The 17,917-nt window shown below is 69.1% G+C and carries 13 protein-coding genes; 8 read left to right on the top strand and 5 right to left on the bottom strand.

What is annotated here, in order from left to right; translation table 11 throughout:
* Window positions 1–8 precede the first annotated feature (8 nt).
* Window positions 9–542: a YbaB/EbfC family nucleoid-associated protein gene (locus C2L59_RS05860; RefSeq protein WP_103348485.1), complete on the bottom strand. Its 534-nt coding sequence runs from the start codon at window positions 540–542 to the stop codon at window positions 9–11.
* 144 nt (window positions 543–686) lie between these two features.
* Here C2L59_RS05860 and map point away from each other — a divergent pair, with 144 nt between their 5' ends.
* The 4 genes from map to C2L59_RS05840 all read left to right on the top strand — a co-directional run bounded on the left by map (window position 687) and on the right by C2L59_RS05840 (window position 4,068).
* Entirely contained in the window at window positions 687–1,451 is a 765-nt protein-coding gene (gene map / locus C2L59_RS05855; RefSeq protein ID WP_103348484.1) for a type I methionyl aminopeptidase, read from the top strand.
* A 9-nt stretch (window positions 1,452–1,460) separates the two neighbouring features.
* Entirely contained in the window at window positions 1,461–1,973 is a 513-nt protein-coding gene (locus tag C2L59_RS05850) for a GNAT family N-acetyltransferase (RefSeq protein ID WP_103348483.1), read from the top strand.
* A gap of 59 nt (window positions 1,974–2,032) precedes the next feature.
* Window positions 2,033–2,878, top strand: a complete 846-nt coding sequence (locus C2L59_RS05845) for an SDR family oxidoreductase (RefSeq protein WP_103348482.1) — start codon at window positions 2,033–2,035, stop codon at window positions 2,876–2,878.
* 128 nt (window positions 2,879–3,006) lie between these two features.
* Entirely contained in the window at window positions 3,007–4,068 is a 1,062-nt protein-coding gene (locus C2L59_RS05840) for an alpha/beta hydrolase (RefSeq protein WP_103348481.1), read from the top strand.
* Between the two features lie 54 nt (window positions 4,069–4,122).
* Here C2L59_RS05840 and C2L59_RS05835 read toward each other — a convergent pair whose 3' ends face one another.
* The 3 genes from C2L59_RS05835 to C2L59_RS05825 form a co-directional block, all read right to left on the bottom strand.
* Complete coding sequence (locus C2L59_RS05835; protein WP_103348480.1) at window positions 4,123–5,328, bottom strand: acyl-CoA dehydrogenase family protein; 1,206 nt, start codon at window positions 5,326–5,328, stop codon at window positions 4,123–4,125.
* 20 nt (window positions 5,329–5,348) lie between these two features.
* Window positions 5,349–6,644: an acyl-CoA dehydrogenase family protein gene (locus C2L59_RS05830; RefSeq protein WP_103348479.1), complete on the bottom strand. Its 1,296-nt coding sequence runs from the start codon at window positions 6,642–6,644 to the stop codon at window positions 5,349–5,351.
* A gap of 100 nt (window positions 6,645–6,744) precedes the next feature.
* Window positions 6,745–7,950 (bottom strand): low temperature requirement protein A, encoded by a 1,206-nt coding sequence (locus tag C2L59_RS05825; RefSeq protein ID WP_103348478.1) that lies wholly within the window; start codon window positions 7,948–7,950, stop codon window positions 6,745–6,747.
* Window positions 7,951–8,067: 117 nt separating this feature from the next.
* On the opposite strand from C2L59_RS05825, the gene C2L59_RS05820 reads away from it, so the two are divergent.
* The 4 genes from C2L59_RS05820 (at window position 8,068) to fxsT (ending at window position 16,137) form a co-directional block, all read left to right on the top strand.
* Window positions 8,068–9,003 carry a hypothetical protein gene (locus C2L59_RS05820; RefSeq protein ID WP_103348477.1) on the top strand — a complete coding sequence of 312 codons (936 nt, stop codon included), beginning with the start codon at window positions 8,068–8,070 and terminating at the stop codon, window positions 9,001–9,003.
* A gap of 136 nt (window positions 9,004–9,139) precedes the next feature.
* A complete protein-coding gene (locus tag C2L59_RS05815) occupies window positions 9,140–10,597 on the top strand; it encodes a hypothetical protein (RefSeq protein ID WP_146060270.1) in 1,458 nt (485 codons plus the stop codon).
* Window positions 10,575–11,639, top strand: coding sequence for a MoxR family ATPase (locus C2L59_RS05810; protein WP_103348475.1), 1,065 nt, complete (start codon window positions 10,575–10,577; stop codon window positions 11,637–11,639). Before C2L59_RS05815 ends, C2L59_RS05810 begins: the two co-directional genes overlap by 23 nt.
* 1 nt (window position 11,640) lies before the next feature.
* Window positions 11,641–16,137, top strand: a complete 4,497-nt coding sequence (gene fxsT, locus C2L59_RS05805; protein ID WP_103348474.1) for an FxSxx-COOH system tetratricopeptide repeat protein — start codon at window positions 11,641–11,643, stop codon at window positions 16,135–16,137.
* Between the two features lie 6 nt (window positions 16,138–16,143).
* Here fxsT and C2L59_RS05800 read toward each other — a convergent pair whose 3' ends face one another.
* Window positions 16,144–17,826 carry an HEXXH motif domain-containing protein gene (locus C2L59_RS05800; RefSeq protein ID WP_233223292.1) on the bottom strand — a complete coding sequence of 561 codons (1,683 nt, stop codon included), beginning with the start codon at window positions 17,824–17,826 and terminating at the stop codon, window positions 16,144–16,146.
* Window positions 17,827–17,917 lie beyond the last annotated feature (91 nt).

Below are 17,917 nucleotides of genomic sequence, written 5' to 3'. Positions count from 1 at the left end.
CCTCCGTACTACCAGGGGTTGCTTTCGCCGTCGTCCTCGTCCGGCCGGGGCCGGGGACGACGACGCGGTGGACCTTGCTGCGGGGGCGGCGGCCCGGGTGGCGGCCGGTGCGCCGGCGGCCGATCCTCGGCTTCCTGCTCCGGCATGAAGACTTCGCGCTTGCCCGGGGGCGGCGGTCCCTCGTCGGGTTCGGGGGCCGGCAGGAACTCGTCGAGCAGCTCACGGGCCGCCGAGTTCTCGCCGACCATGCCGCTGAAGGCGTCGGCGACCTCGGCGGAGACCTTCTGTTGCGCCCGGCCGATCAGCTGCAGCACCGTGGCGGAAAGGGCTTGCGGGGGCCGTTCGTAGGCGCGGGGGCCGAACCGGAGGTCCTGCAGCACGCCGCTCGGGCCGACGGTGACCGTGATCGCCCCGTCCGGTGACTGCACGGTGGCGACGGCGGAACGCAGTTTCTCCTGCGCGGCTGCGGCTTTCGCCTGGATTTCCTCGAGTTCGACGGTGAACGCGGCCAGCGGGTCACCGGCGGGTCCTGGCTGTGTCAATTTGTCCTCGTCGCGAGAGAGGTGGTGAACGGGAGAAGTCAATCAGCGTTGCCTGAACTCCGGATGACACGGACCGAGCCACCGGCTGAACGCGGTGGCCACCTCCCGCTGGACACCAATACTTATACCGGTATAGTTATCGCCATGGTCGAGATCAAAACCGAAGCCGAGCTGGCGGTCATGCGCGAAGCCGGCCGAGTCGTGGCGCAGACACTGGACGCGGTCAAGGAGGCTGCCGCGATCGGCGTCTCCCTGCGCGAGCTGGACGAGATCGCCGCGCAGGTGATCAGCGAAGCCGGCGCCAAGCCGTCGTTTCTGCACTACCAGCCGCGGTCGGCGCCGACGCCCTACCCCGGCGTCATCTGCACCAGCGTCAACGACGTCGTCGTGCACGGCGTCCCGACGGCGTACCGCATCCAGGACGGCGACCTCGTCAGCATCGACTGCGGCGCGATCGTCGACGGCTGGAACGGTGACGCGGCGATCAGCTTCGTCGTCGGCACGGCCGACCCGGCTGATCTATCACTGATAGAGGCGACCGAGCGCGCGCTCGCGGCCGGCATCGCCGCCGCGCAACCGGGAGCGAAGCTCGGCGACATCTCGTACGCGATCGGTGCCGCCGGGCGCGCGTCGGGCTACGGCATGCTCGAGGACCACGGCGGCCACGGCATCGGCCGCGCGATGCACGAAGAACCGCACCTGCCGAACGAGGGCCGCGCGGGCCGCGGCATGCGCCTCAAGCCGGGACTCGCGCTGGCGATCGAGCCGATGCTCACCCGGGGCGGCGACGCCTACCGGCACGCCGAGGACGGCTGGTCGCTGCTCACCGTCGACGGCAGCCGCGCCGCTCACGTCGAGCACACCATCGCGATCACCGAAGACGGCCCGCGGGTGCTCACCGTGCGGTAGACAGAGGAAATGGACAACACCGTCATCCGATCGGGTGACTCCGGGGACGCCGACACGCTGCTGCGCTTCTTCGACGAAGCCGTCGAGTGGCTCGTCGCGCGCGGCAGCTCTAAGCAGTGGGGGACCGAACCGTGGAGCCGCGTCCCCCGGCGCGTCGAGCGGGTCAAGGGCATGGCCGCGGACCCGGGCCTGCGCATCGCGGTCGTCGACGGCGAGGCTGCCGGCGCGCTGATCGTCTCGGAGGAGCACGACCCGCACGTCCCGGCGGTTAACGAGCGTGAACTGTATGTCCGATTGCTGATCACGTCCCGGCGGTTCACCGGGCGGCGCGTCGGCGGGCGCCTCATCGAGTACGCGCTCGACGAGGCGCGGCGGCGCGGCATCGACCTCGTGCGCGTCGACTGCTGGGCCGGCGGCGACGGCGAACTGCAGCGGTACTACGAGGGTCACGGGTTCGAGCCGACCGTGCAGTTCGCCGTCGACGACTGGGTCGGTCAGGTGTTGCAGCAGCGCGTGGGGTAGCGCGACGCGGCGCGACGGGCGACACTGTTGACGCGGTGCCAACAGACGGAGGAGTCGCCATGGCCGAGGAGTTCGCGGGCAAGGTCGTCGTCATCACCGGCGGCGGGCAGGGCATCGGCGCGGCGACCGCGTCGGCGCTGTCCCGGCTGGGCGCGAAGGTGGTGATCGGCGACCTCGACCAGGTCCGGGCCGAGAAGACCGCTGGCGAGCTCGGCGCCGACGCGCTGCCGCTGGACGTCACCGACATCCGCGGCTTCACCGAGTTCCTCGACGAGGTCGAACGCCGTCACGGCCGGATCGACGTGCTGATCAACAACGCCGGCATCATGCCGCTCGGCGAGCTCGAGTCGGAGAGCGACGCGACGACCCGGCGTCAGCTGGAGATCAACCTGCACGCCGTCATCCACGGCACCCGCGAGGCGGTGCGGCGGATGCGGCCGCGGCGCAGCGGGCACATCGTCAACATCGCCTCGTTCGCGGGCAAGGCCGGCTTCCCCGGCGCGGCCACCTACTGCGCCACCAAGCACGCCGTCGTCGGGCTGTCCGAGGCGGTGCACCTGGAACTGCACGGCAGCGGCGTGCACGTCTCGTGCGTGATGCCGGCGATCGTGCGGACGGAGCTGGCGAGCGGCCTCGGCGAGGCGAAGCTGTTCAAGTCCTCGCGGCCGGAAGATGTGGCCGATGCCATCGTATCCACGCTGCGCAAGCCTCGTTTCGACGTCTACGTGCCCCGCTCGGTGGGCACTATGGGCAAGCTCACCCGGCTGCTCCCGCGGAGGTTCGGTGAAGTGCTCTCGCGGGCGCTGAAGGCGGACCGGCTTTTGGCTTCGGCAGCCCATTCCCCGGCCCGCGCGGCCTACGAAGCGCGGGCCGCCGAAAGTGCCCCGGGAACGGGCGCGGAGTAACTCGGACGGCCTAGCGACCGTCCGATTTGGACGTGCTTGCCGGGTGCTTGCGGGCAGTACGCTGTTGAGTCCGCCCGCTTCGCCCGGCAAGATTGCCTCCGAGTCCGTTTCCAGGAGGCGCGAGAACAATGGCTTCACCACCCGCACGGCTGGCCGCCGCGGCGTCGAACGTGGTCGGCAAGGTGCTGCACGGCGGCGTCGCCGACCTGCGCCCGATGCCGCGGGTGCTGATCGACCAGGGCCCCAACCGGTCGCTGTACCGGATGACGCACAGCAGCCGCCCGGTGTCCGGGCCGCCGGTCCTGCTGGTGCCGCCGCTGGCCGCGCCGGCGATCTGCTTCGACCTGCGCCGCGGCTGCAGCCTGATCGAGCACCTGGTCGAGGGCGGCCGCAACGCCTACCTCGTCGACTACGGCATGGTCGCGTTCTCCGACCGCCGCCTGGGCATCGAGCACTGGATCGACGAGGTGCTGCCGCGGGCGATCCGCAAGGTGAGCGCGGACGCGGGCGGCCAGGCCGTGCACCTGGTGTCGTGGTCGCTCGGCGGCATCTTCTCGTTGCTGGTGAACGCCGACCAGCCGGACCTGCCGATCGCGTCGATCACCGCGATCGGCTCGCCGGTGGACTTCACGGCGATCCCCATCGTGGCCCCGTTCCGCCCGCTGGTCGACCTGACCAACGGCCACCTCCTGACCCCGATCTACCGCGTGTTCGGCGGCGCACCGTCCTATTTGGTCAGCCGCGTCTTCCGCGCGACGGGCATCAGCAAGGAAATCACGAAGCCCCTGGCGATCCTGAAGAACCTCGACGACCGCGACTACCTCGCCCAGATCGAGGCGGTCGACCACTTCATGAGCAACATGTACGCCTACCCCGGGCGCACGTTCGGCCAGCTGTACCACCGCCTGTTCCGCACGAACGACCTGGCGGAGGGCAAGGTGGACCTCAACGGCCGCATCATTTCCCTGTCGTCGGTCCGCGTGCCGGCCCTGGTGGTGGCGGGCGAGAACGACACGATAGCTCCGCGCCCGTCGGTGGAGCGGGTGGTGGAGCTCCTGGACAAGGCCCCGGAAGTCCGCTTCAAGACGGCTCCTGGTGGCCACCTGGGCGTCCTGACCGGGAGGAAGGCCCGCGGCACGACTTGGCGCTATCTGGACGAGTTCCTGGACGACCAGGTCGCTGGTTCCTGAGCGCAGAAAGGTGCCCCTCATGGCGTTTCGCCGTGAGGGGCCCCTTTGTGACGTCTACTTGAGTTCCGCCGACGTCTTCCCGAGAATCCGCCGCGCGACGATGAGCTGCTGGATCTGCTGCGTCCCCTCGAAGATGTCCAGGATCTTCGCGTCCCGCGCCCACTTCTCGAGCAGCGACTCCTCGCTGTACGCCCCGGTCAGCTCGACGCACTTCAGCGCGATCTCCACCACCGAGCGCCCCGCCTTGGCCTTCGCCATCGACGCCTGCAGGGAGTTCGGCTTGCGGTTGTCCGCCATCCACGCCGATTCCAGCGTCAGCAGGTACGCCGACTCGTAGTCCGCTTCCAGACGGAGGAACTCCGCCGCGGCCGCGTGCTGGGCGTTTGCCGGGCGGTCGTAGTCGATCTCGACTCCGGCGGCGGTGAGGATCTCGCGCGTCTCGTCCAGAGCTGCCCGGGCCACGCCGATCGCCATCGCCGCCACCAGCGGGCGGGTGTTGTCGAACGTCTGCATGACGCCCGCGAAACCCTTGGCCGTGTCGATCTCCGGTGTGCCCAGCAGGTTTTCGCGCGGCACGCGGCAGTTCTCGAAGCGCAGCACCGCCGTGTCCGAAGCGCGGATGCCGAGCTTGTGCTCGGTGCGCACCACCTCGAAGCCCGGCGTGCCCTTCTCCACCACGAACGACTTGATCGCCGCGCGGCCCTTGGACTTGTCCAAGGTCGCCCACACGACCACCGCGTCCGCGCGCTCGCCCGACGTCACGAAGATCTTCTCGCCGTTCAGCACGTAGTGGTCGCCATCCAGCTTCGCCGTCGTGCTGACCGCCGCCGAGTCCGAGCCGAAGGACGGCTCGGTGATCGCCATCGCCGCCCACATGCCGGCGAACCGCTCGAGCTGCTCGTCCGTCGCCACCGAGCCGATCGCCGCGTTGCCCAGGCCCTGGCGCGGCATCGACAGCAGCAGGCCGACGTCGCCCCAGCACATCTCGATCGTGCCGAGGACGACGTTCAGGTTGGCGCCGTTGCGGTTGCCCTTCTCCTTTTCGTCGGAGCCGGAGCGGCGCACACCCGCCGCGCCCGCGCCGCCCTCGCCGGAGGAGTTGAGGCCGTCCAGCAGCGCCGCGAACATGTCGAGCTCGGCCGGGTACGTGTGTTCCGCGCGGTCGTACTTGCGCGAGATCGGCCGGAACACCTCGGCCGCGGCCTGGTAAGCCTGGTTGATCAGCGCGCCGGCCTTCTTCGGAACTTCCAGGTTAATCATCGTTAACGCCTTTCAGAAGCTTAGAGAAGGACGGCGCCTTCCATGACGCCGATGGCGCGCAGGTCCCGGTACCAGCGCTCGACCGGGTGCTCCTTGACGAAGCCGTGCCCGCCGAGCAGCTGCACGCCCGCGCTGCCGATCTGCATGCCCTTGTCCACGGCCAGCTTCCGCGCCAGCGCAACTTCGCGGGCGTAGGACTTGCCCTGCTCCGCCCGCGCCGCCGCGCGCAGCGTCACCAGGCGCAGGCCCTCCAGCTCGATCGCGATGTCGGCGACGGAGAACGCCACCGCCTGCCGGTGGCTGATCGGCTCGCCGAACGCCACCCGCTCGTTGACGTAGGGGACGACGTAGTCGAGGACGGCCTTCGCGGTGCCGGCGGCCAGCGCGGCCCAGCCGAGCCGCGACAGCCGCACCACCTCGGCGAAGACGTCCGCCTTCCCGCCGCCGAGCAGCGCGCCCGCCGGCAGCGCCACCTGCTCCAGGTGCAGCCGGCCCGTCGCGGCGCCGCGCAGGCCCATCGCCGGCTCGGTCTCGATGGACACGCCCGCGTTCGACGACTCGACGAGGAACAGCGCCGGGCCGCGGCCTTCCAGGTCGGCCGACACGATGAACAGCTCCGCCTGCGTCGCGCGCGGGACCAGCGTCTTGACGCCGTCGAGCTGGTAGCCCTTCGGGGTGCGGCGCGCCTTCGCTGCCGGCTTGAAGGGGTCGTACAGCGCTTTCTGTTCCTGCAAGGCCAGCGCCGCGGCCGGCACGTGCTCGCCGACGAACGCCGGCAGGTAGTCCGCCTGTTGCTGCTCGTCGCCCCAGCTGACCAGCGCGGTGCTGACCGCGGACGGCGCGAGCACCGCGACGGCCAGGCCGAGGTCGCCGTGGGCAAGCGCTTCCGCGACGAGCGCGTTGGTCACCACCGAGCGTTCCGTGCCGACGCCGCCGAGCTCCTCGGGGATGCCGACCAGGCTGATGCCCAGCTCCGCGGCCCGCGTCAGCAGCCCTTCGGGTGCCGCGAGCTTGGCGTCGGCGTCCGCGGCGGCCGGGCGCAGCTGCTCGGCGGCGAACTCCGTCACCGTCTCCACGATGAGCTGCTGGTCCTCGGTCGGCGTGAGGTCGAACAGCCCGGTGTCGGCGGCCGGGGCCAGCCGGGCGGGCTTGCCCAGCTTCTGCACCGACTTGAACGACCGGGTCGCCGCGCCCGCGACGCGGAAGCCGTTGCGGGTTCCCGCGGTGACCAGGCCCTCGAGCGGCTTGCGCAGCCCCGCCCGATCGACGACCTTGCTCCCGGCCAGCCGGGTCAGCGCGGACAGGCCCCAGCCCATCGCGTCCCGTTTCCTTGGCGCAGCCATGTGGCCCTCCATCCCGTTACCTACTCGCGAGTAGGTTAACCCGCGAGGCGGGATCGCGCCAGTGCGGGGTCGGTTACGAGTGGGCGGTGTGCACGTTCTTGCGCCATTCGGCGAAGCGCAGCCGTTCGAAGGTGATGAGCCCGAGCACGACCCCGGCGACGACCAGCAGCAACACGGCGGCGGGCACGTGCTCCAGCAACGGCGTCGCCGCGACCAGCAGCACGCCGACGACCAGCCGCTGGTGGTTCCAGCTGCCGAGGTTGCGCTTGCGCAGGGAGCTGAGCGCGATCAGGTAGAGCGCGAGGCCGCCGGTCAGCGTCCAGATCGGCACGCCGTGCAGCGCTTCACCGGGGGTGTGGTGCTCGGTGTCGGCGAGGTAGAGGAGGGACTTCTTCAGGCCGAGCGCGACCAGCACGATCCCGGCGATCAGCGGCAGGTGCAGGAAGGTGTAGGAGTCGGTGGCGAGCTTCGCGCGCTCGATGCCGGTCGCGCGGGTCAGCCGGTGCTCGGAGACGCGCGCGACGACGTCGAAGTACGCCCACCACATCCCCGCGGCCAGCGCGAGCCCGCACACGGCCCCGCCGGCGATCAGCCACGACATCGGCAGCGCCCCGATCCCGATGCCGATCGCCACGATCGACTCCCCGAGCGCGATGATCACGATGAGCCCGAACCGCTCGGCGAAGTGCGCGGGCGCGTTGAGCCGCCACCCTTCCGGCCCGGCGAGGTAGACGTTGAGGTAATCGATTCCCAAGGCCGCCGCCCACAACCCCAGCTGCCAGGGCCCGCTCAGGAACGCGGCCACCCCGAGCAGCCCGACACTCGGCAGCAACCCGACGAACATCTTGAGCAGAACCCGCCGCAACCCCGGATCGTGCTGCGCGGCACCCAAGTAGGCAACGAGGTGCAACAGCCGCACGAGCGCGTAGCAGACGACGAACAGCGCGGGCGCGTAGAGCCCACCGGGATGATCGACGAAGGCTTCCGGGATGGTCAGCGACACCAGGAACATCACGCCCATGGCCCCGAACATCGCCAGCCGCGCGACCCCGTGGTCGACGTGGATGGTGTTCCCGAGCCAGGCGTAGCTGCACCAGCACCACCAAAGAACGGCGAGCATGGCCAGCCCCTGCCCCACCCCGACGGGGCTCAGGTGGTCGGCCATCAGCTGGGTGGTCTGGGTGATGGCGTAGACGAAGACCAGGTCGAAGAACAGCTCGATGGTCGAGACGCGGTGGTCTTCATCCGCGCTCACCAGGTGCAGGCGTCTCGTGGGCACGACGAATTATGGACGAAACAAGGTCAAGAAGGTCCGGTTTCCGCGTAACGCCCTGCGCGAACATGGCCGAGCGTGCAGGGGTCTGGGACAATGACGGCGGGACGTGGGGAGGGTGTCGTGGTTTCCTATCCAGCCGCGCTGCACCGGACGATCATGGCCGTGGACGTCGCCGGGTACAACAACCCGAGCCGGACCATGGCGCACCTGCGCGAGGTACACGAAGGCCTGTGGCGGGTCCTCAAGGGCTGCTTCGCCGAGACGGGCATCCCGTGGGACGCCTGTTTCGTGGAGAACACCGGCGACGGCGCGATGATCCTGCTGCCGCCCGAGGTCGCGAAGGCGGATCTGGTCGCCGGACTTCCGGCTCGTATGCGCGACGAGCTGCGTCGCCACAACCACGTGCACGCGGAAGAGGCCCAGGTGCGGCTCCGTCTGGCCCTGCACGCGGGTGAAGTGGCGGAGGGCAGCCACGGTTCGGTCAGCAAAGCCGTGAGCTTCACGTTCCGCATCCTCGAAGCACCCGAAGCCAAGGTGGCGCAGAACGAAGCGAAGGCCGACCTGGCGCTGATCACGTCGGACCTGCTCTACCAGGACGTCGTCAGCCAGGATGCGGCCGCCGACCCCGGTGGGTACCGGCGGATCCCGGTGAAGGTGAAGCCGGGGGAGAACGCGGCATGGGCGTGGCTCCGCCTCCTCGGTGTCCAGGAGGACAGTACCGAGCCGAGCGCCGCGCCGGAGCCGGCTCGTGTCGCGCACGCGCGCAACAACCTGTTCCCCGATCTCGTCGAAGCCCTGCTCGCCGTTCCGTGCGTGCGGAACCCGCAAAGCAGGCGCTTGCTGTTGGAGGTTTTCCCGCGCCGGGAGATCGCCGACGTGGTCCCCTACCATTCGGAGGACCGGTTGCACGTGATCGCTCTCGCGAGAACGTGTCAGCGTTTCGACGGTGGTTTGCCGGACCTGCTGACCGCGGTCCGCACCCTGGAACCGGAATCGCCCCAGGTGCGGCACTTGGCGCTGATGATCAGGGAATGGCCGCACCGTGCGGAGAACTGATCGGGCGTGTCCATCTTTTGCCCTTCTGCGGGCGGGGTGACTGGGTAAACTCACGATCTTCGGGGGCGCTCGGGCGGGGCGGGAGGTGGTTCCTCAGGTGGTGGCCAGGCGAGAGCGTGCCGGACTCGGCATAGCGGTGCGCAAAGCGGTGGTGGACGCATTGGTCGCCGCGGGTTTCGCCGACGAGTTGCCCATCCGCTCGCTGCTCATCGGCGAGCTGAGGAATGTGCTCGGTGATTCGTTCACGGTTCCGGACCAGCTGAGCGGGCGGGATCAGCTGGTGGCCATCGTGAACACGTGCGACCGATCCGACGCGATGGACGCCTTGGTCGACGTCCTCGAATTCCTTCGTCCCGGAATCCCGTCGTGGTCCCGGTTGCGGCGGCTGGTTTCCTCGATCCGGGTGTTCGACGTGGTTTCCCAGCAGCAGCAGGAGGCCGTGCGGCCCCTGCTCACCGGACTCCGGCCGCGCACCATGCCGCTGGCCGCACGTCAAGCCGCCGGAAACGTCGTGCCCCTGCCCCGGTTCGAGGACGCGTGGTCGGCGTTCTGCCAGTTGGCCGACCTGAACTCGGCGCCGGGTGAGCTGCCGCCCGCCGTGTCCTTCGTCGAGCTGATTTCCTCCGAATACCAAGATCCCCTGCGCGCGAATCTGCGAGCTTGGACCACCGCGCAGGCCCGGCGCCTTCGACAGGACGCGGCACTGCGTGAGTTGCGTGACCACGAAGGGGCCAATCCGCTCGAAGAGGGAAAGCTCCACCTGACGATCGTGGTGGAACCGGACGGTATCGACGCCGGCCGGTTCGAGGTCTCACCATGGCGTCAAGACGATCCGGGGCAATGGCCACCCCGCCGCGGCGAGACCGTGCTCGTGGCGGCCGCGGATCTGGAGGGGGCCGTCAGTTCCCTGATCGCGGCGGCGGAAGAGGCGTGGTCCGGGTTGTCGACCCAGGCCGCGCTGGAGTTCGTGCTGCCCAGGGCGCTGCTGAACTTGCCGGTGCACGCCTGGGCCACCGACCGTGCGCACGGCGACACCCGGCCGCTCTTCCTGTCCTACCCCGTGGTGCTGCGTTCGCTGGAACGGCTGAGCGCGCCCCAGTACCACCGCAGGTGGCGGCTGCGCTGGTCGGTCCTCGTCGCAGATCCCTCCGTGGAGCGCGTCTATTTCTGCCACGTCAAAGACGTGGAAGAACGGTTCGGCCTGGATACCATCCTCAGTGACGAGCAATGGGTGATGATGGTCCTGACGGAGGCCCCGTCCAGTGAACCGGACTCCGAGCATGATCAGCTTTTCGCGGCGCTGCGCGCAGGTGTTCCTGTCGTGCTGTGGCACCCGACTGCATCTACGGATGCCCTTCGCGAAGTGGTAGCCTGGTTGGCCAACAGCAAAGGATTGGGGGACTTGCCTTCTTCGCGGACGCGGAAGTCTCGAACGGGCCGCCATCCTGAGCCGGGATTGCCATTCGACAGTGAACTCTTGCGTGATCTGGTGGTGTTGTGGGACGACCCGGATCGAATCCTTCCGTGCTTCGGAGGAGCTTCGGGCCGCGCGCTGAACGGGGGAGCGGTGCATGAGCGTGACCGAACACCCTGACGGACCACCCGATTGGTGGGTCTACCGGGGTACCGGGCGGCCGCCGCACGACATCGATCCCGTCAAGCTGATACCGGCGGCTCCGCCGTGGCGGCGGTTCGCGGATCTGCCCGAGTCCGACGTGACCCCGCCGGACGACGGGGAAGCGAGCCGGCGGATCGGCACCGAATACCACCTTTCGGGCGCGCTGGTCGACACACGCGAAGTCGAGATGGTCAACGCCGCGTTGTACTTGCGACGGCCACTGCTGGTGACCGGCAGGCCGGGAAGCGGCAAATCCAGCATTGCGTACAAGATCGCCAGGGAACTCGGTCTGGGGCGGGTGTTGCGGTGGCCGATCACGTCGCACACCACATTGCGGCAGGGTCTCTACGAATACGATGCCATCGCTCGCGCACAGGCTGCCGGCAGCCGTCTGCCCTCCTCGGGTGAGCGGAATGGCGCAACGGGTGAACCCCCGATCGGCGAATTCATCCGGCTGGGGCAACTGGGGACGGCTTTCCTGCCGCGCCGGCGTCCGCGAGTGCTGTTGATCGACGAATTGGACAAGTCCGACTCCGAGCTCCCGGACGATTTGCTGAGCCTGTTCGAAGACGGTGAGTTCGACATTCCGGAACTCGCCCGGGCCGCCCGCCGGACGAGCGTCGTCGACGTGTTCACGGCCGATCGTGCGCAGAAAGCCGAGATCACCGACGGGGTGGTGCGGTGCGCTGCTTTCCCCGTCGTGGTGATCACTTCCAACGGGGAACGGGAGTTCCCGCCGGCGTTCCTCCGCCGTTGCCTCCGGTTCGAAACGGGGGACCCGGACATGGGACAACTCGCCGCGATGGTCGCCTCGCACGCCTTGAACCCGGCTGACTCGTCGCGTCCGGACCTGGTGGCGGAGTTCGTCGAGCGCAGCGCCGCGCTCGGCGGCCTTCCCTCGGACAAGCTGCTGGAGGCGGTGTTCCTCGCGACCTCGGGCGTCTACCGCAAGAACGACGAGTCCTGGCAGCGTCTGATGGACGCGCTGTGGCGGCAGTTGAACAGCCTGGTGCCGTGACATGGCAGCGGGCGTACCCGGAGGCGTTCCGGACGCCCATGACCTGACGTGGCGCGAGGTGGCCGACGCCCTCTGGCTGACGTCCGCTATTCAGGGCATCGGGCCGGGCCGAGCGGGTGAATCCAGCCCGCCGGCTGCTTCGGAGAGCGAGCCGGATCGGCGGGAGCCGGCGAACCGGCCCCCGGCGCCGCCCGATCGTGCGGTGGACGACCCGTCGTCCGCTGACGACCCGCGTCGGCCCGAGCCGGCCGGAGACGCGGCTCGAGAGGATCCACCGGAAGCCGGCCCGCGCGGCCGGCGGCCCGGACGCGCGCCGGAGTTCAGCCCGCCTCCGGGAGTCCCGCAGCCCGTCGAGCCGCTGGCCGTCAAAGTCCGAACGAAGACGCCCACCGCCCGGGCGGTGTTGTCGGACTCCGCCGCGTTCGCCCGCGCGTTGCAGCCGTTCAAACGCAAGGTGCGCTCGCGTCGACCGCGGGATGTCGAGCTCAGCGAGGGCCGGACGGCCGAACATGCGGCGGAAACCGGCAACTGGCTGCCGGTGCTGGTGCCGTCGCAGGTGCGGTGGCTGAACCTGACGGTGGTCCTGGACTCGGCGCCGTCCATGTCGTTGTGGCGTTCGCAGGTGAGTGCGTTCGTGGCGCTGCTCAAACGACGAGGCGGATTCCGCTCCGTCCAAGTTCGCCTGCTCGACACGGCGAAGAGCGGATACGCCGAGGACGGCACGGTGATCGCTCCCGTGCTCCGCGGGGGTACCCCGGACGCTCCGGCTCGGGGACCGGGCGAACTGCTTGACCCGTCGGGTGAACGCGTGATGCTGGTCGTCACCGACGGTGTCGGCGACGCGTGGCGTCGCGACCTCGTCTCACCGCTGTTGTCCGTGTGGGCCAAGGCGATGCCGGTCGCGGTCGTCCACCTGCTGCCGCAACGGCTCTGGTCGCGTGGCGGCTTGGACGTGCACCGCGTTGTCGTGTCGGCGGGCGGTCCCGTCGCGGCCAACGCCAAGCTCGGTGTGCGGCTGCAGGACGCGTGGCTGGATCCCGAAGGCGCGCTCGAGCTGCTGGCCGGCACCACGGTCGTCCCGGTGCTGGAGTTTTCTCCGCGCTGGCTCTCTTGGTGGGCGGACTTGACGGCCAGGGGGACCGGTGGCGAGCGCATCGCCAAGGCGCTGCTCGTCGGCGACAGGCCGAACGCCGCCGATCGCGAGCCGGTGGTGTCCCGGCGTGAATTCGCCTCGGCCGAGGAACAAGTCCGCGTTTTCCACGCCGACGCCTCGCCCCAGGCTTATCAGCTCGCCGTGTTGCTGGCCGCCGTTCCGGTCACGGTCGGTACCGCTCGCACGTTGCAAGCCGAACTCGTGGCTGGGGCCGAGCTGTCGCATTTGACCGAAGTATTCGGCAGCGGGCTGCTGGAGCGGGTCGACGACGATACCGAATGGAACGCCGCGACGTGGGAGTTCGGCCCCCGGGTCCGGCAAATACTGCTGCGCGGGGCACGTCGATCCGAAACCGCTTCAGCCGTGATCACCGCTTCGCGGGAACACGCTCGTGAAGGCGGTGCGCTGGCACGGCTCCGGGACGCGGTTCTGGACCCCGATGCCACTCCTGATCCGGACCTCGCCACGGCCGCGGAACACGAGGTGGATCTCGAACGCGTTGTGATGCGCGCCTTGTCAGGTCCTTACCTGTCGCGCGCCGATCGTCTTCGAAGTGCGGAGAGTGCCGATCGCGTTCGCGTCAAGGGCACAGAGGGTACAGAGAGTACTGTGGGTTCGCGACCGGAGGAAAACCGCGTACCCGCCACGGAACGGCCATTGCCCGCTAGTATTCGGCTGGTGAGTGAAACCATGTCCCAGGCGTCTGATCGTACCGGTCCTTCGAGCGAGTCCATCGCCCCTGTTCGACCGGTGTCATCAGCGCCGGACGGTCACTCCACGATCGATGTGTCCCCCGCCATCCGCAGCGGAGTGCTGTCGAACATAAGCGCCGGCAAACGACATGAACGCCTTTCCGGTGACCAGGCGCCACCGGTGTGGGGATCGGTGCCGCCGAAGAATCCCAACTTCACCGGAAGGCGTGAACTTCTAGACCAGTTGGGTGAGCGGCTGGGGGCGGGGACCACGGCGGTGTTGCCGGCTGCCCTGCACGGAATGGGCGGTATCGGCAAGACGCAGATGGCGGTCGAGTACATCTACCGCCATTTGGCCGACTACGACATCGTCTGGTGGATCCAGGCGACGGAGGCAACGCAGATCCGCACCTCGCTCACCGAGCTCGCTCAACACCTGAAGCTTCCCGGCTGCGATGAGGCGATCACGGCCATCCCCGCGGTTCGCGAGGCGCTCCGCGTGGGCAAGCCCTACGCGCGCTGGTTGCTCGTCTTCGACTCCGCGGAAAGCCCGGAAGTCGTCCGCCCGTTCTTCCCGGTGAACGGTCCCGGCGAAATTCTGGTCACCTCGCGCAATCCTGATTGGGCTGGTATTGCCCGGCCGCTCGAAGTCGCTGTGTTCGAACGTGAGGAAAGCCGAGAACTGCTGCGTATGCGCGGCCCGGAAATAACCGACGAAGAAGCCGATCTTCTTTCCGAGAAGCTGGGCGACTTGCCGTTGGCCATCGCGCAGGCTGCGGCCTGGCGAGCCGAAACCGGAATGCCGGTGAATGAATACATACGGCTGTTCGACGAAAAAGTGGCCGAAATCCTGGACACTTCAGCCCCCACTGATTACGAAGTTTCCGTGGCGGCGGCGTGGAACGTTTCCTTCGACGAACTGAAGAAGCGAAACCTGTCGGCTCACCAACTGCTCCAGGTGTGCGCCTTCTTCGCTCCGGAGCCGATCACCCGAAGCTTCTTCACGGGCGTTCGCAGTATCTCCGTCGCGCCCGAACTGGACACTGCCCTGCGTGACCCGATGAAGCTCGGCCGGGCCGTGCGCGACGTCAACCGGTTCGGCCTCGCGAAGATCGACCACCGCAACGACACCCTGGTGCTGCACCGCTTGGTGCAGCTCGTTCTCCGGGAGCGGATGAACAGCCAGGATCGGGCCAACCTGAGGCACGGTGCCCATGTCCTGCTGGCGAACCTGGACCCGAACGACCCGATCTCGCCCAAGCAGTGGCCGCGCTACCAGGAGATCCTCCCGCACGTCTACAGCGCGGAAGTGATCGACTGCGATGATTCGTGGGTCCGGCAACTCGTACTGAACCTCCTGGCCTTCCTCTACCAGTGGGGCGACCACCAGGCGGCTCTCGAACTTGCTGAGCGAACGGTCGAAAACTGGACGCGCAAGCACGGCGAGAAAGACCCGCAGACGCTGGAAGCGCTGGACAAGCTCGGCTTCTACCACTGGGTACTGGGCCACTACCGCGACGCAGCGGAGATCAACGAGCGTGCCCTGAAGCTGTGTCGGGAAGTGTACGGTGCCGACGCGGAGCAAACACTCAACGTCGAGATGTCCGTGGCCGTCGACCTGAAGGCGAAGGGCGATTTCACGGCCGCTCGCGATCTGAACTGGGAAACCTTCGCGAAAGCCAAAGCGCTGTTCGGCGAGGACGACCCGATCACCCTCGGGACGGCGCACGACTACGTCGTTTCCGCGCTGCTGGCCGGGGAATACCAGGCCGCGGCCGAGCACGCCGAGCAGACGTACCTCCGGCGGGTCGAAGTGCTCGGTTACGACAGCCCTGCGACGATCGGTACCCAGGTCCTGCTCGTCATCAGCCGCCGTGAGCTGGGCGACTACCCGTGGGCACGCATAGAAGGCGACAGAATCGCCGAGCGGGCCCGTGAACTGTTCGGCGAAGACAGCGTGGGAACGCTGCGGCGCAAGCACTTCCAGTCGGTCGGCTGCCGCAAGGACGGTGACCACGACACCGCTCTTCGGCTTTCGCAAGAGGCACTCGAGCGGTTCCGGATCCGCTACGGCGAGCGCCACCCGAACGCCATGGCGTGCGCGCTCGGGCATTCCATCGACCTGCGCCACGCGAAGGACCTGAGCGCCGCCCGCAAGCTCGGCGAGCAGGTCTTCGACCTCTACCGCACCAGCCTGGGCGAGGAGCACCCGCACACCTTGGGAGCGGCCCTCGACCTCGGCGTCACGCTACGGCTCAACGGCGACCCCGCCAGTGCGCTGGACCTCGACGAACGCTCGCTGGAGAAGCTGGGCAGCCAGCTCGGTGTGGACCACCCGCACACCATCGTCTGTGCCATCGACGTCGCCAGCGACAAGTACGCCCTCGGCCGCACGGTCGAAGCGCTGGTGATGGACACGGAGTCGCTCGACCGGTCCCGCCGGGTACTCGGGGAGAACCACCCCACGACTTTGGCTGTCCAGCTCAACCGCGCGCTCGACCTGCGCGAGCTCGGGCACGAGCAGGAAGCCGAGACGCTCCACGCCGACGTGCTGACTCGCTATCGGCACGCTCTCGGTGACAACCACCCCGCCACCATCGCCGCGGCTCGCGGCATTCGTGCGGACTGCGACATCGACCCGTCGCCTCTGTGATGCCGGTCAGTGGGTGAACCGGCCGAGCCAGCCGGCGAGCGCTTCCGGTGAAGGACCTGCTCCGGGTTCCGTCCGCAGGCTGCGGTGCAGAGCCCGGACCAGTTCCGGGTGGTGCAGCAGAGTGCGGCCCGCGGCGTTTGCTCCCCGCTGGGTGAGGGCCAGGCCCAACCCGACCAGTGCGGACGGGTTGTCGGGGTCGGTGGTCAGCTCACGTCGGTACCCGGCGACGGCCGCGTCGCTGCGGTGCGCGGCGAGGTCGTAGTCGGCCCGGAGCGAGCCGGGAACGGATTGCCAGTCGGCGTCGAGGCCGGCCTCGCCTTCGCCGAGCGTGAGCCGGATCAGGTCGGCTCGTGCGTCGGGCCAGCTGCCGTCGGGGACCGGTGTGGGTACGCCCGGATCCGGGGTTCGCCAGGGCCGGGTTTCCCCCGCGCGCCACGCGTCCGACAGTCTCGTGATCGTGTCCGGATCAGCCCGCAGGTGCCGGGCCCGCCACCCGGCGAGGTGGTCGGCGGCGACCAGCGCGGCCCACTCGGCCGCTCGGCGGTCCACCGGCTCGTGTTGCCAGGGACCCAGCCGCTCGGCCACGCCGTCGAGCAGCCGCCGGCCGGCGGACGTGAGTGCCGCGTCGCGGCGGATACTCTGCAGGGTGCGCCAAGTTTCGGTGCGCCAGAGCGCGAATTCGAAAGCGGCGAGCCGATCTTCGGGGGTGGCCTGCGCCTTCGCTCGCCAGAACAGCGTGACGCCGAAGAACGCGAAGATCCCGTGGATCACGCCGGCGATCGGCCGGGGGTCGTCGCGCCAAGGCGCGTAAATGCGTTGTCGCTTGTCGTCTTCGCTGAGCCGGACCAGGTGCTGGATGCCCCCGAGCCGGATGTGCTGGAACTCGTGGACCAAAGCGGCCGCGAGCACCGCCGGCTCGCTGGGGTGGGCGATGATGGCGCTGCCGAACGCCTCGCCGGTCGACGCGCTGGGCAGCCGGAACGGGACGGCCGGCGCCGGCACGATCGAGTCGAGCCCCTCGGCCATCGCCTCGGCGACCTCGGGGATGTGGGCGACGAGCAGCCGCCAGGCGTCTTCGAGCGTGGTTCGCCACGACTCGGCTTCGGCCGCTGTGAGGCGTCGCGGCGGAACCGGCTGGTAGAGGCCGCGGTAGGGGTCGAGATCGTCCAGCCGGACCACGAGCCGGTGTTCCCCCGACCACGCCGCGGCCTGCCGGAGGCCCGACCAGCCGGGCCGGTCGACTGACCAGTCCCGGGGCAGCCGGACCCGGGAGTCGTCGTTCTCGACGAACACCTGATCGCCGTCGCTGCGGACGGTTGCGGTGGCGAAGGGCTCATCGGTGGTGAGGTGGGCGGCGCCCAGCGTCGGCAGCGACGCGTCTCCCTGCCAGAGCGGTATCGCGGTTTCGAAACCGAGCCCGGCCCGGATCGCCGCCGCCGCGGCGATGCAGTGAATGTGTCCGATGTGGACCCACAGCGGGCTCGTGCCGCTCACCTGCTGGTGCAGCAACCGCGTCGTGTAGCCGGCCCAGCTGCCGGTGTAGGGGTGGGCGAGCAGGATCTCCACGGCGTCCGGTGCGCGGTGTTGCGCGCGGGCCAGTAGTTCCCACGCCGATTCCGCGGAGGGCAGCGGGCCGAATGCGTCGCCTCTCTTGGTCGTTTCGTCGACGAGCCCGCGCAGGAGGAGCAATCGGCGGCTCCGTTCGGCTGCACGCAATTCCCGGATCGGTTCCGGGCCACCCGAAGCCCGTGCGATGGCATCGAACGCCGCCCAGGGCAGC

The sequence above is a fragment of the Amycolatopsis sp. CA-128772 genome, assembly GCF_002904295.1.
In the GTDB taxonomy this organism is placed as follows: domain Bacteria; phylum Actinomycetota; class Actinomycetes; order Mycobacteriales; family Pseudonocardiaceae; genus Amycolatopsis.
Note: the sequence above shows the minus strand (reverse complement) of the source record. Positions and strands in the feature narration are given on the sequence as shown.

Excerpts from the sequence above, each read along its gene's own strand:
- map (WP_103348484.1), top strand. The coding sequence starts at position 687 with ATGGTCGAGATCAAAACCGAAGCCGAGCTGGCGGTCATGCGCGAAGCC.
- C2L59_RS05850 (WP_103348483.1), top strand. The coding sequence starts at position 1,461 with ATGGACAACACCGTCATCCGATCGGGTGACTCCGGGGACGCCGACACG.
- C2L59_RS05845 (WP_103348482.1), top strand. The coding sequence starts at position 2,033 with ATGGCCGAGGAGTTCGCGGGCAAGGTCGTCGTCATCACCGGCGGCGGG.
- C2L59_RS05840 (WP_103348481.1), top strand. The coding sequence starts at position 3,007 with ATGGCTTCACCACCCGCACGGCTGGCCGCCGCGGCGTCGAACGTGGTC.
- C2L59_RS05835 (WP_103348480.1), bottom strand. The coding sequence starts at position 5,328 with ATGATTAACCTGGAAGTTCCGAAGAAGGCCGGCGCGCTGATCAACCAG.
- C2L59_RS05830 (WP_103348479.1), bottom strand. The coding sequence starts at position 6,644 with ATGGGCTGGGGCCTGTCCGCGCTGACCCGGCTGGCCGGGAGCAAGGTC.
- C2L59_RS05810 (WP_103348475.1), top strand. The coding sequence starts at position 10,575 with ATGAGCGTGACCGAACACCCTGACGGACCACCCGATTGGTGGGTCTAC.
- fxsT (WP_103348474.1), top strand. The coding sequence starts at position 11,641 with ATGGCAGCGGGCGTACCCGGAGGCGTTCCGGACGCCCATGACCTGACG.